Origin of the sequence: Mammaliicoccus sp. Q-M61 (assembly GCF_022386055.1) — a bacterium.
Classification (GTDB): domain Bacteria; phylum Bacillota; class Bacilli; order Staphylococcales; family Staphylococcaceae; genus Mammaliicoccus; species Mammaliicoccus sciuri_A.
This window is the reverse complement of record NZ_JAJNJL010000002.1, coordinates 140157-153864: the sequence shown is the minus strand read 5'-3', so window position 1 is coordinate 153864 and position 13708 is coordinate 140157. Positions and strand designations below refer to the sequence as shown.

General features: G+C 32.7%; 11 protein-coding genes and 1 other annotated feature. All 11 genes read right to left on the bottom strand.

The window, feature by feature from the left end:
* Window positions 1-1086 carry a tyrosine-type recombinase/integrase gene (locus LQ677_RS04140; RefSeq protein ID WP_000867971.1) on the bottom strand — a complete coding sequence of 362 codons (1086 nt, stop codon included), beginning with the start codon at window positions 1084-1086 and terminating at the stop codon, window positions 1-3.
* Between the two features lie 113 nt (window positions 1087-1199).
* On the bottom strand, window positions 1200-1763 hold the full coding sequence (gene radC / locus LQ677_RS04135; protein ID WP_204206573.1) for a RadC family protein: 564 nt from the start codon (window positions 1761-1763) through the stop codon (window positions 1200-1202).
* On the bottom strand, window positions 1753-2478 hold the full coding sequence (locus LQ677_RS04130) for a prepilin peptidase (protein WP_191835659.1): 726 nt from the start codon (window positions 2476-2478) through the stop codon (window positions 1753-1755). Before LQ677_RS04130 ends, radC begins: the two co-directional genes overlap by 11 nt.
* Before the next feature lie 176 nt (window positions 2479-2654).
* The gene (locus LQ677_RS04125; protein ID WP_239748123.1) at window positions 2655-4052 is read right to left on the bottom strand and encodes a YfcC family protein; all 1398 of its coding nucleotides are present in this window, start codon (window positions 4050-4052) and stop codon (window positions 2655-2657) included.
* Between the two features lie 425 nt (window positions 4053-4477).
* Window positions 4478-5740: a bifunctional folylpolyglutamate synthase/dihydrofolate synthase gene (locus LQ677_RS04120; protein ID WP_126477556.1), complete on the bottom strand. Its 1263-nt coding sequence runs from the start codon at window positions 5738-5740 to the stop codon at window positions 4478-4480.
* A gap of 8 nt (window positions 5741-5748) precedes the next feature.
* Window positions 5749-8379, bottom strand: coding sequence for a valine--tRNA ligase (locus LQ677_RS04115; protein WP_239748122.1), 2631 nt, complete (start codon window positions 8377-8379; stop codon window positions 5749-5751).
* Between the two features lie 40 nt (window positions 8380-8419).
* Window positions 8420-8632 (bottom strand) — a binding site (T-box leader).
* Between the two features lie 48 nt (window positions 8633-8680).
* The gene (locus LQ677_RS04110) at window positions 8681-9751 is read right to left on the bottom strand and encodes an AbrB family transcriptional regulator (RefSeq protein ID WP_191835663.1); all 1071 of its coding nucleotides are present in this window, start codon (window positions 9749-9751) and stop codon (window positions 8681-8683) included.
* 55 nt (window positions 9752-9806) lie between these two features.
* Window positions 9807-11096, bottom strand: a complete 1290-nt coding sequence (gene hemL, locus LQ677_RS04105) for a glutamate-1-semialdehyde 2,1-aminomutase (RefSeq protein ID WP_037588456.1) — start codon at window positions 11094-11096, stop codon at window positions 9807-9809.
* Between the two features lies 1 nt (window position 11097).
* On the bottom strand, window positions 11098-12081 hold the full coding sequence (hemB, locus tag LQ677_RS04100; protein ID WP_025904284.1) for a porphobilinogen synthase: 984 nt from the start codon (window positions 12079-12081) through the stop codon (window positions 11098-11100).
* On the bottom strand, window positions 12078-12761 hold the full coding sequence (locus tag LQ677_RS04095; RefSeq protein WP_191835664.1) for a uroporphyrinogen-III synthase: 684 nt from the start codon (window positions 12759-12761) through the stop codon (window positions 12078-12080). Before LQ677_RS04095 ends, hemB begins: the two co-directional genes overlap by 4 nt.
* Before the next feature lie 15 nt (window positions 12762-12776).
* Window positions 12777-13700, bottom strand: coding sequence for a hydroxymethylbilane synthase (hemC, locus tag LQ677_RS04090; RefSeq protein WP_191835665.1), 924 nt, complete (start codon window positions 13698-13700; stop codon window positions 12777-12779).
* Window positions 13701-13708 lie beyond the last annotated feature (8 nt).

The following is a 13708-nucleotide window of genomic DNA, read 5'->3' as shown; positions in this document are numbered from 1 at the left end:
TCATGTTTCTCTCCCTTGAAGATACTTTTTATATTCATTCTTCATATCTTGATCAGAAAGATGAACATACGTATCAAGTGTTGTTTGTACATGGGCATGCCCTAATCTTTTTTGTACATATGCAGCATCCCATCCACTTCTAATAAGCTCTGTGGCATGCGTATGACGTAATATATGGGCAGTGAAAGTAATCCCTGTCCGTTTTCCTAGTCTTCTTATTAAGTCTAATACACTTTGATATTTTAGAGGGTGGCCAAAATAAGAATCTTTAAGATTAATAAATATATAATCATGATCTAAATCTTCCCCATATTCATGTACTAAGTAATCGGTATATAATGCCATTAATTCCTTACTTACATCAATAGTTCTTTCTTTTTTAAGTTTAATATAAGCTCCATTTTCATTATGATCTCTTGGCCTGATGTTAATCTGGTTATCCCATGTTGAAATATCTTCAATACGAAGGGATAATGCTTCTCCTATCCGAAGTCCCCCTTCATACATAAGCATAATAAGTAACTTATCTCTTTTGGTATGACATGCCTCAATTATTGCTTTGACTTGTCCATGTTCTAATACTTGTACAAGTTTCTTTTTGACCCTAAGCTTTAAAATATTTTTTTTATAGGATCTACCTTTAGAAATATGGTGAAGAAACCCCTTAAAGTTTCTTCCTCTTGCTTCTTTAGACATATCTATAGCTTTAAAATTTTCTGTGCGATTTAAATACTCTAAGAAACTAGTTACAGCGTTAAGTATGGAATTAACTGATGTTTCCTCTCTTTTAGCCTTCTTTGGTTGTATATCTATTACCTTTAAATGCCCTGCTGGATTTCTTAACCATCCTACAAAGTTTGCTAAATCCTCAAATTGTAAATCTCCTAATTCGATTCTACTTTGGCTCATAAATTCATAAAACAGCTTGAGATGATAACAATATGTTTTAATGGTATTTGGAGCTTTGCCCGTATTATCCAAGTACTTTATAAATCGCTTAACCGGTTCTATCACTTCAAATTCTTTATCTAGCAGTATGTATAACGGATATGATTTTTCCTCCACAATTACTTTCTGAACCTTCATCTTTCCACCACCTTTAAATACTTTAACTACTATTAATAATACCCTTATATATTTAATAGTTAAAGCACTGTAATTAAAAAATCCTAAACTTCGAGTACTTAGAGTACTCTAGTTTAGGATACTATGTTTAATGGATCGCCACTTGGATGATTATGTGCAATCACAATTGAAGCAGCAGAATGCTTAACTGCCTCTCTCAATAAATCTCTCGGATGAACAACCGCCATATTTAATGAACCAATAAAAATCGATTGTTCATGTATAATTTGATTCTTTGTATTTAATAATAAAGCGACAAAGTGTTCTTGCTTTAAATATCTTAATTTTTCCATTAAATAATCTGCAACATCTTGTGGTTCATTGATTTCTACTTTGTCGAGAACAGTATTGCTATGCATTCTTTTAGCTAATTCAATAACCGCTAGAATAGTAATTGCTTTAGATTCACCAATACCATTAACACTTAGTAATTCAGACAATGTTAAATGTCTTAGTTCTCTTGTATTTTCAACTAAATTCAATACTTTATTTGCACATTCTAGACTAGAATATTGTTTGCTTCCTGAATTAATAATGATCGCCAATAGTTCTCTATTTGTTAATTTATCCGGACCATATGATTTAAGTCTTTCTCTCGGTTTATCTTCATGTTGTAAATCTTTAATTTTAATAACCATAGTAGCCTCCTAAAAAATAATCATTAAGTTGAATTTGGAATAATTGTACAAATATAATTGCAAGTGTCATAAAAGGAACGAGTGGTACTTTTTGAATTTTATTTCGTGTGATACATACATAAAGTGTGATCAATACACCCGCAAAAATAAAAGTAAACATAAAACATAATATAAAATGTGATACCGATAAAATTAAACTGAGTAACGAAAATAATTTAATATCTCCATAACCTAGCCCTCCCCTTGATATGAAATATAAGATGTGCAAAATTAATATGATAATCAGTGTGTAAATAAATTGTTCTCGCGTTATTCCAAATAAATAAACACTACATACTAACATAATGATGAGCATATGATTCGGTATGACAAAATGATGGAAATCATAAATGGACAAAGGTATTAAAAAGATAATTAAGAAGTAATACAAAAGAGGATTTAGTTGAACTGTTGAAAGAATGGGAATAAGAAAGAGTATACCTAAAAGGACTTCACAAATTAATAAACTTATTGGAATATCCTTCTTACAATAACGACATTTACCGCGCAATGCTACATAACTTACAATGGGTATTAAATCTATTGGTTTAAGTGATGTATGGCATGATTCACAAACAGAACGCTTCGTTAACAAATGAAAGTTCACTTTCTTCACACCCGTAAGTTGATATATATAACTTGCAATGATTACACCGAATATAAACATTTTAAACATTCTTTTTAACTCCTTTTTGATATAAATTAATATACCAAATAACACCTCAATATTTATAATCGCATTTTGTTAGTAAATAGCTCTAATACTTTTAAACGCTTTATAAATCCATTAAAAAAACTTGAAAAACACCTAAAGATAGCATGTGTTTTTCAAGTTTTGTAAAATTTTAAAATTTAATAACCTAGGGCTAATGCAATAATAATACCAACTAAGCAGATAACAACCCACAGTAATAATAACTTCCAAATAAATTTAACCCAAGTTGTGTATGAGATTCCTGCTACAGCTAATCCTCCCATTAACGAAGCTGATGTTGGGAATATACTATTACTTACTGCATCACCATATTGGAAGGCAAGTACTGCCATTTGTCTATTGATATTCAATAAATCAGAAATAGGCACCATTAATGGCATAGTCGTCATCGCTTGACCAGAACCAGATGGGATGAAGAAATTCAAAATCATTTGTATGATAAACATCATCCCTACCGTAATACTTGCTGGTAAATCTTGAATTGTATTTGTTAAATAATAAACGATTGTGTCTATAATTTTACCATTTTCTAATACAACGACGATTGCTTTAGCGAAGCCAACAATTAATGCTCCAAATAAAATAGACTGCATACCCTCGATTAATGCATCGAAAGTACCGTTAAAACCTAGACCAGCAATAAAACCTGCCAATAATCCGACTAGCAAGAAATTAGCACTCATTTCATTAAATGACCAACCAAATGTAAAAATACCAAATACGTTAAAACATATTGCACTAACTAATAAAATTAAACAAAACATTTGTCGCTTTGTAAATCTACCAATTTCTTCTTGCGGTCCTATTTGATCTTTTTCGTGTTGTTCTAACTCATATACTAAACTTTTCTTTGGATTCTTTTTAACTTTTCGAGCGTAAAACATAACGTATGCAATACCTACAATTAATACACAAATATAAATAATTGTTCTAAATTCCCATCCTGAAAAGAGTGGAATTTCTGCAATCTGTTGAGCAACGCCAACTGTAAATGGGTTGAGCATTCCGCCGAGAAAGCCAGCAGCAGCGCCCATGATAATCATTGCAGCACCTGTCATTGCATCATATCCGACTGCTCTAGCAATCGCTATACCGATTGGCACAAAAATAATCGTCTCTTCAGCTAAACCTATCGAGAAACCAAGCAATGAAAAAATGAACATCGTTAGTGGAATCATTAACTTACCGTTTTTACCAAGCTTATTCATTGCAGCATTGACGCCATTGGTAATGGCACCTGTCTTATGAATAATGCCAAATGCACCACCAACTAAAAATATGTAAAAGATAATATCAGCACCACTGATTAATCCTTCAGGTATTGATCTAAATATTTCTAAAAAGCCAGAAGGTTCACTATCTACTAAATGATATGTACCCGAAACAACCTCTTCCCGATCATCAACAGACTTCCTATCAAATTCCCCAGAAGGTATCACATATGTCAGTAAACAACTCATAGCAATAATGAAAAGCAATATAGCATATGTATGAGGATTCTTGAACCTTATAAATTTTCCAACTAAATCTTTCAAATTAATCCCCCCTATTTATAAGTACCATCATACACTATTATCAGAAAATATTGAATATTATATAAAACGAATGTTGTATATTTTGAAAATCTACGATTTTGTTCGTGCATGCTTGCCTAGGGTATGGTTCGAGCCTGTAGTCTCTCACTCATACAATTCCCTCAGGCGTCAGCACGTTACAAAATCGTTATTAGTACTATCGTTTAACTATAAAAACTCTTATAAAGTTTTAATACCCTAAAAAATATAAGTTATTGAGATATATGATAGATGATTTAAAATATAGATTGACTAATGGTATACATAGATAATTATCAAATAATTAAACAAAGGTGGAGTTATATAATGATTACATTTAAAAATATAAGAACATGTCTATGCATAAAAAAATGCCTGCAAAGTATAATACTTTGTAGGCATTTTTATTAATCTTTAAATAATTTTCTTACTTCACTAATAAAGTATAAACTTCCTGTTACAACGAGTAATTCTCCGTCGTATTGTTCAATAAATTGAGGATAGTCTTGAACTTTTTCAATATGGTGGTGCTCTAAATAATCGTATACTGCATCTATTGGTAATGCTTTTGGAAAATCAAATGTTGTCACATAAAATCTATTGGCTATTTCTTCTATGCTATTCATCATTTTCCCTATTGGCTTACCATCTATCGCTGCAAATAATACATCGATTTTTTTGTCTGAATAGTATTGTTTTAATGTATCTACTAACGCATCAATACTTTCTCTATTATGGGCACCGTCTATTAAAATAAGTGGTTCTTCTTGAACTTTTTCAATTCGACCTGACCATGTTGTATGTTCTATCGCATCAATCATTGTATTAAAGTTTAATTGAATCATACCTCTTTGATACATTTCAATAAGTGTTGTGATCGCTAGTGCAGCATTTTCATGCTGATGTTGACCTATCATTTTGAGTTGAATGTTTTCTAGTTCATAACTACCATATCGATACGTAAATTCAGTATCATCTGATAGTACATGAAAATCGCGATCTAGTTCTAGACCTTTATTGTAATTTTTCTCAACTACTTCTCTAACGAAATGTAACGCATCTTTAGGCTTAATCGCATATACAAGAGGAACACTTGGTTTAATGACACCAGCTTTTTCTCTTGCAATATCCATATACGTATCTCCTAAAATATTAGTATGATCTAAACCGATACTTGTTAACACCGTCATTATTGGTTGAAATACATTCGTTGAATCATTTAAAGCACCTAGTCCCGCTTCAATGATGACAAAATCTACAGGATGTACTGTGCCAAAATATACAAACATCATTAATGTAATGATTTCAAATTCAGTAGCTGGACCTAAATCAGTTTCAGATTCAAGTCGTTCAGATATTGGTTTAACAATCTGAACTAACTCAACTAATTCATCATCTGTAATTGGTGTTCCATTAATACTGATTCTTTCATTGAAAGTGACAATATATGGCGATGTGAAAGTGCCGATTTCATAGTTATTAGCTACTAGGGCTTCTCTTAAATAACTGACAGTTGAACCTTTACCATTTGTACCGACTACGTGAACTGCTTGAATCTTTTCTTCAGGATTACCTAATTTGTCGAGCATCCACTTCATTCTTTTAACGCCTGGTTTAATACCGAACTTCGTGCGTTCATGTATCCAGTGTAAACTATCTAAATAATTCATAAGATTTCCTAGCCTTTCAGTTGTCCAATTCTTGCTAATACACCATCATATTTTTCTTGATAATTAACTTTTTTATCTTTTTCTTCGTTAATAATCTTTTCAGGTGCATTTGCAACGAATTTTTCATTGCTTAATTTTTTATTAACACGATCTAATTCTTTTTGCCATTTTTGAAGTTCTTGTTCAAGTCTTTCTATTTCTTTATCCATATCAATTAAACCTTCTAAAGGTAATACAACTGTTGCACCAAAGACAACTTCAGTCATTGCTTTTTCTGGAATATCAACTTTCGTATCAATCACTAGCTCACTTGGATTACAGAAACGCATTAAATAGTCTTTATTGTCTAAAAGTTGTTTTTTCACTTTTTCGTCTTTAGCTTCAATGTGAATTGGTACTTCTTTAGACATTGGCGTGTTCACTTCACGACGTGCTTGTCTTACAGATTTAATGATTTCAACTAATAGTTGCATAGATACTTTACTATTTTCATTTGATAATTCTGGTCTTACTTCTGGCCATGAAGCTTGAATAATTGTTTCGCCTTCATGTGGTAATGCTTGCCAAATATGTTCTGTTACGAATGGCATTAATGGATGAAGCATACGCATTGTTTGGTCTAACGTATAAGCTAGTACTGAACGTGTCATTTGTTTTTTAGCTTCGTCATCACCATTCATTGGTATTTTACTCATTTCGATATACCAATCACAGAATTCATCCCAAATAAAGTTATATAATACACGGCCAACTTCACCGAATTCATATTTATCACTTAAATCCGTAACGTTCGCAATCGTTTCATTTAATCGTGTAAGGATCCATTCATCTGCAACAGATTTTTCACCAGATAAATCTATATCTTCAAATTTAAAATCTTCACCGATATTCATAATGCTGAAACGAGACGCATTCCAAATTTTATTGATAAAGTTCCATACCGCTTCAACTTTTTCAGTAGAATAACGTAAGTCATGACCTGGAGATGAACCAGTAGCTAAGAAGTATCTTAAACTATCTGCACCATATTCATCTATTACATCCATTGGGTCAACACCGTTACCAAGTGATTTACTCATTTTACGGCCATCTTCTGCTCTTACTAAACCGTGTAATAAAACGTCATTGAATGGCTTTTTACCAGTAAATTCTAGTCCTTGGAAAATCATTCTAGAAACCCAGAAGAAAATAATATCATAACCTGTTACTAACGTATTAGTTGGATAGTAACGTTTGAAATCTTCATTGTTTTCATCTGGCCAACCTAATGTTGAGAATGGCCATAATGCAGAACTAAACCATGTATCTAGAACATCTTCATCTTGAGTCCAATTCTCGATATCTGCTGGAGGTTCTTCACCAACGTATGTTTCACCTGTTTCATTATGGTACCATGCTGGAATTTGATGACCCCACCATAATTGTCTTGAAATTGTCCAGTCACGAATGTTTTCCATCCATCTATTGAATGTGCCTTCAAAACGTTCTGGTACAAAATTAATACGACCATCTGTATCTTGATTGTCTAATGCTTGTTTAGCTAATGGCTCCATTTTAACAAACCATTGTGTAGATAAATAAGGTTCAACTACTGCGCCACTTCTTTCTGAGTGTCCAACAGAATGAACATGTTCTTCTATTTTGATTAATTCGCCAGTTTCTTTTAAGTCTTCGATTAATTGTTTACGGCATTCAAAACGATCTAAACCATTATATTTACCTGCAAGCTCATTCATCGTACCGTCTTCATTCATTACATTAATTTTTTCAAGTTGATGTCTTTCACCAATTTCGAAGTCATTAGGGTCATGAGCTGGTGTAACTTTCATTGCACCACTACCGAATTCAATATCAACATAGTCATCACCAATAATCGGTAATTCACGGCCAATAATCGGTAAGATAACGGATTTACCAATTAAATGTTTGTAACGATCATCATTTGGGTTAACAACGATTGCTGTATCACCTAACATCGTTTCAGGACGTGTCGTTGCAATTTCAATTGCGCCTTCACCGTCTTTAAAAGGATATTTAATATGATAGAAATGACCTGTAATATCTTCGTGAATAACTTCAATATCAGAAATAGCTGTTTTAGTTTGTGGATCCCAGTTAATAATTCTTTCACCACGATAGATAAGACCTTTGTTATACATATCAACAAACACTTTTTTAACTGCTTGAGATAAACCTTCATCTAACGTAAAACGTTCACGACTATAGTCTAATCCTAAACCTAATTTAGCCCATTGAGCTCTAATAAAGTCAGCATATTCTTCTTTCCATGACCAAGCATGCTCAAGGAATTTTTCTCTTCCTAAATCATGTCTTGATAAACCTTGTTCTCTTAATTTACCTTCAACTTTAGCTTGAGTCGCAATACCTGCATGGTCCATACCAGGTAAATACAATGTGTCATAGCCTTGCATTCTTTTCATTCTTGTTAAAATATCTTGTAAAGTTGTATCCCATGCATGACCTAAATGCAACTTCCCTGTTACGTTTGGTGGTGGAATAACAATTGTGTATGTTTCCTTTTCTTTATTTTCACTTGGCTTAAAATAATTATGATCTAACCAAAATTGATAACGGCCTTCTTCAACCTTTTTAGGGTTATACTTAGGTTCCATTTCCATTAAAATCACTCCCTTTATAATATAAAAAACCCGTCCTAATAAATAGGACGGGTTAAACCGTGGTACCACCTAAATTCAATATAATCACTTATATTGCACTCTAACGATTATCGCTCGCACACGCATTAACCTACTTAGTTTCAATTAACGTTCAATTTAAGGCTACCTTCAATCATCATTAATATGCATTTACACCAACCATGCACTCTCTATCATTAATCAATGATTTACTCTTCCTTGATAAATATTCGATTACTTTAATAATATAAGCAGAATCTATATAAGTCAATATTGATTCATTTTAATTTCCATATTTTCTAGATCTAACTGTTAAGAATATTTTAATTAATGGTGCAACGATCAACAGAATAAAGAATATCCTAAATATGTGATAACTTGATATCATCGCAACATCTCCACCAGTTTCTAATGCTACAACGATGATTTGAGCCATACCACCAGGTGCTGCACTTAAGAATAAGTCGTTTATATTGTCGTCTATAAATATCTCAAATACAAAAACTAGTACAAATGCACCAATAATCAGTGATACATTTTGAAATGCGATAGCAAATATCGTCTTTTTCGTTAAATTATTAATCAAATCAGATATTTGAACACCTATTCTTATGCCAAATAATACTTGTGCAACAACAATGATCGGATAATCCAATGAAAAGATTTGTCCAGTATATAAATTCCATACTAATAATACAAATATCGGTGCTAGTAACTGAGGTACAGGTACTTTAATTTTATAGAATATATAAAATAAAGCGAGGATACTCATTAGTATCACAAATAGTCCTGAGATATCTAGCGCTGTAAATATAGATGGCGCTTTTTCAATTTGTCCTGACGCCGTACCATCATTACCATAAATAGATGAAATAATTGGAACTAATATGACGACAAACATGATTCGAGATGTTTGAGTCAATGTAACGATTAATAAATCTGCTTTTTTATTTTCTTCTGCCATTATAACCATCTGACTTAAAGCACCTGGAATTGCACTTAATAATGCTGTTTCGAATGTAACATTTGCAATTTTTCTAAATGCTATAGACACAATTAACGCAAGTATTAAAATAAATACTGACATTAATATAATTTGTAGCCATTCATCTTTAATATCATGAAGGACAGTAGGCGTAAATGTTGAGCCCATTTGTATCCCTAATATAAGTAAACCGATATTACCTAACCATACTGGCCATTTAATCGTGCGTTTTAATACTTTAATCATTATTAAACTCGCAAATATAGGTCCAAACATCCACGGTAATATCATGTGAATACTTTGTAACACAAAACCGAGTATAATGGCTAACAAGCATACAAATACAATGTTCCATTTATTTCTATTCATGATTAACACCTCAAAAAGATTATATCATTTATGTTTCTATATTTTGAGGTAAGTTTTATTCGTTTGTAATTCTTTCTAATGCTGTATCAAAAGCTTGAATTGTTTTTTCAATATCTTCTTTAGTATGAGCAGTAGATAGGAATGTACCTTCAAATTGTGAAGGTGGTAAGAATACGCCCTCTTGAGCCATTTCTCTATACATTTTACTGAATAGTTCTAAATCTGAAGAATTTGCTTCTTCAAAATTAGTTACAGGTCCTTCATTTAAGAAATAACCGATCATTGAACCTGCTCGATTAACCGTAATCGGTACAGCGTGTTTCGCAAATACTTCTTTAAGACCTTTTTCAAGTAAATCTCCAAGTTCGTTAAAATATTGATAGCTTTCTTCAGTTAATTCACTTAGTGTTGCGTAACCACTTGTCATTGCTAATGGATTACCTGAAAGTGTACCAGCTTGATATACATTACCGACTGGTGCTATTTCTTCCATAATTTCTCTCTTACCACCGAATGCGCCAACTGGTAGTCCACCACCAATAACTTTACCTAAGCATGTTAAATCTGGTGTCACACCAAAGTAACCTTGTGCACAGTTATAGCCAACTCTAAATCCAGTCATGACTTCATCGAAAATAAGTAATGAACCGTATTCTTTCGTAATATCACGTAAACCTTCTAAGAAGCCTTCAACAGGTGGGACAACGCCCATGTTACCAGCAACTGGTTCAACAATAACGCCTGCAATATCTTCACCAAAGTGTTCAAACGCAACTTTTACTGCTTCAATATCGTTATATGGTACAGTTACAGTGTTTTTAGCTGTGCCTTCTGGTACACCAGGAGAATCTGGTAAACCTAAAGTCGCGACGCCAGAACCTGCTTTAATTAATAATGAATCACTATGTCCGTGATAGCATCCTTCAAATTTCAATATTTTATTTCTGCCAGTGTATCCTCTAGCAAGACGTAATGCGGCTAATGTCGCTTCAGTACCTGAAGAAACCATTCTTACCATTTCAATAGATGGCACACGTTCAATAACAAGTTTAGCCATTTTATTTTCAAGTTCAGTTGATGCACCGAATGAAGTTCCTTTATCAACTGCTTCATGTAATGCAGCTTTTACTTTTTCATGTGTATGACCTAGAATTAACGGGCCCCAACTTAACACATAATCAATATATTCATTACCATCTACATCATAAATTTTAGATCCTTGTCCGTGGTCCATAAAAATCGGTGGTGTATCTACTGATTTAAAAGCACGTACTGGACTATTTACGCCACCTGGCATTAAATTTACAGCTTCATCATAGGCATTTATTGAACGTTCATATCTCATATTAGTAGTCTCCTCCGTCTAAGTATTTACAAATATCTTTAGCAAAATAAGTAATAATCATGTCAGCGCCAGCACGTTTCATTGACGTCATTTGTTCCATCACGATTTTTTCTTCATCAATCCAGCCGTTTAATGCAGCTGCTTTTGTCATACTGTATTCTCCACTTACATTATATGCAACAATTGGTAAGTCTGAGCGATTACGAACATCTCTAATGATATCTAAATAGCTTAGTGCTGGTTTAACAATCATCATGTCGCAACCTTCTTTAATATCACTTTCTAATTCTCTGAATGCTTCTAATCGATTACTTGGATCCATTTGATAAGTCTTACGATCACCAAATGAAGGTGCTCCTTCTGCTGCTTCTCTAAATGGGCCATAGAAGCTAGATGCGTATTTAATACCATAACTCATAATAGGAATATTTATAAATCCTGCTTGATCTAAGCCTTCTCTAATTTCAGCAACAAATCCGTCCATCATATTACTTGGCGCAATAATATCTGCACCAGCTTTAGCTTGTGATACAGCTGTTTTCACAAGTAATTCTAATGATTGGTCGTTATCTACATCTTTTGTTTCTTCGTTTATCACACCGCAATGTCCGTGATCTGTATATTCACATAAACACGTATCCGCTACAACTAACATATCTGGAAATTTACTTTTAGATAATCGTGTTGCTTTTTGTATAATACCATCATCAATAAAAGCACCTGTTCCACAAGCATCTTTCTCATTAGGTATACCAAAGAACATAACACCTCTAATGCCTAAATCATAAGCTTCTTTAAGCTCTTGTTCTAATAAGTTTAAACTTAATTGATAAATACCTGGCATTGAAGATATTTCGTTTTTAATATTATCTTCTTCAATTACAAAAATCGGATATATTAAATCTGATTTATGAACATACGTTTCTTTCACCATATTTCTCATAACTTGAGATGATCTAAGTCTTCTATGTCTATCAAATTTCATGATTTTACCTCTTTCAAAATTGTATTTATCATGCCTTCTAATGTGTATTCTTCTGCTACTTTAGAAGGTTGATGATATGTATTTAACTTTCGCTCTGTTATCGCACCAATTGCATAAACTTCGACTGAGTCTGGAATTCGATGATAGTTATCAAAATAACTTGATACAGCCGATGAACTTGAAAAAGTAACATGCGTTACTTCTTGCTGTTGAATCAATTCATGTACTTTTCTAACATTTTCTATATTTGTAACAGGCTCATATAGATGCAGTACTTGTACTTGATTATCCCATTTCATAAGTTCTTTCGCCAGTTTATCCCTAGCTTGTTTACTACATGGAATTAATATAGATTGATTGGTGAACTGATCTTTAAATTCATGTAATAAACCTTCTTGAGTAAATGAATCTGGCATTAAATCTACTGGGATATTGTACTGATCTGCTATTTTTTTAGTTTTTGTACCGATAACAGCAATACGATCGACTTCTATTTGATTTAAATATGGTTCAAATATTTTGATCGCATTTACAGACGTAAAAATAAGCCAATCATAGTGCGGTTTTAAACAAGATTGTTCAAATTTGATAGGAACAATATCAATGAACGGATAATGACGAATTTCGACATCTTCACGTTGAACAGTTCTTGTACTTGTAACCACAATGATTGGCTTCATGTTAACGACTCCTTATTATGCTTCTTCGTTCAATTTCTTAATGATTTCATATGCACCTTGTGCTTTTAATTCTTCAGAAACTTGTTTACCTATTTCAACAGGGTCAGTTCCTTTTATTGTTGATTCATATCTTTCTTTACCATCTGGAGACATGATTAAACCTGTAAATGAAATTTCATCATTTTCAAGTGTTGCGTAACCAGCTATTGGCACTTTACAACTACCATCCATTTCATTTAAGAAAGTTCTTTCACATGTTACACATGTTTCTACATTCTCATCATGAACTGATTTAAGAATATCTAATAATTCTTGATCATCACTTCTACATTCGATACCTAGTGCACCTTGCCCTATAGCAGGTACCATCGTATCTTCTTGTAAATATTCAGTAACGATATCATCACTCCAGCCCATACGTTTTAATCCAGCTGCAGCAAGTATAATCGCATCGAAGTCTTCAGTTTCTAATTTATTTAAGCGTGTATCAATATTTCCACGAATCCACTTAATTTCTAAATGAGGATATTTTGCTAATAATTGTGCACCACGTCTTAATGAACTTGTACCAACGATGCTACCTGGTTTCAAATCCGCAAGTTTAACATGGTTATTTGCAATATATGCATCAAATGGATTTTCACGTTCTGGAATACATCCTAAAGTTAATTCTTCAGGTAATTCACTTGGAACATCTTTTAAGGAATGAATAGCAAAGTCAATTTCATGATTGAATAATGCTTGTTGGATTTCCTTAACGAATAATCCTTTACCACCGACTTTAGATAATTGAACATCAACAATTTTGTCACCTTTCGTAACGATTTCTTTAATTTCAATATCTAAATCTGGGTGTTTTTCTTTTAATTTATCTATAAATTGCTGACTCTGCGTCATAGCTAATTTACTTTTTCTAGAACCTACAATAATTTTACGCATAATTTCCT

Bases quoted from the DNA above. Each gene is read 5' to 3' on its own strand.
- LQ677_RS04110 (WP_191835663.1), bottom strand. From the start codon at position 9,751: ATGAATAGAAATAAATGGAACATTGTATTTGTATGCTTGTTAGCCATT.
- hemC (WP_191835665.1), bottom strand. From the start codon at position 13,700: ATGCGTAAAATTATTGTAGGTTCTAGAAAAAGTAAATTAGCTATGACG.
- LQ677_RS04130 (WP_191835659.1), bottom strand. From the start codon at position 2,478: ATGTTTAAAATGTTTATATTCGGTGTAATCATTGCAAGTTATATATAT.
- LQ677_RS04120 (WP_126477556.1), bottom strand. From the start codon at position 5,740: ATGAATTATTTAGATAGTTTACACTGGATACATGAACGCACGAAGTTC.
- LQ677_RS04140 (WP_000867971.1), bottom strand. From the start codon at position 1,086: ATGAAGGTTCAGAAAGTAATTGTGGAGGAAAAATCATATCCGTTATAC.
- radC (WP_204206573.1), bottom strand. From the start codon at position 1,763: ATGGTTATTAAAATTAAAGATTTACAACATGAAGATAAACCGAGAGAA.
- LQ677_RS04115 (WP_239748122.1), bottom strand. From the start codon at position 8,379: ATGGAAATGGAACCTAAGTATAACCCTAAAAAGGTTGAAGAAGGCCGT.
- LQ677_RS04095 (WP_191835664.1), bottom strand. From the start codon at position 12,761: ATGAAGCCAATCATTGTGGTTACAAGTACAAGAACTGTTCAACGTGAA.
- hemL (WP_037588456.1), bottom strand. From the start codon at position 11,096: ATGAGATATGAACGTTCAATAAATGCCTATGATGAAGCTGTAAATTTA.
- hemB (WP_025904284.1), bottom strand. From the start codon at position 12,081: ATGAAATTTGATAGACATAGAAGACTTAGATCATCTCAAGTTATGAGA.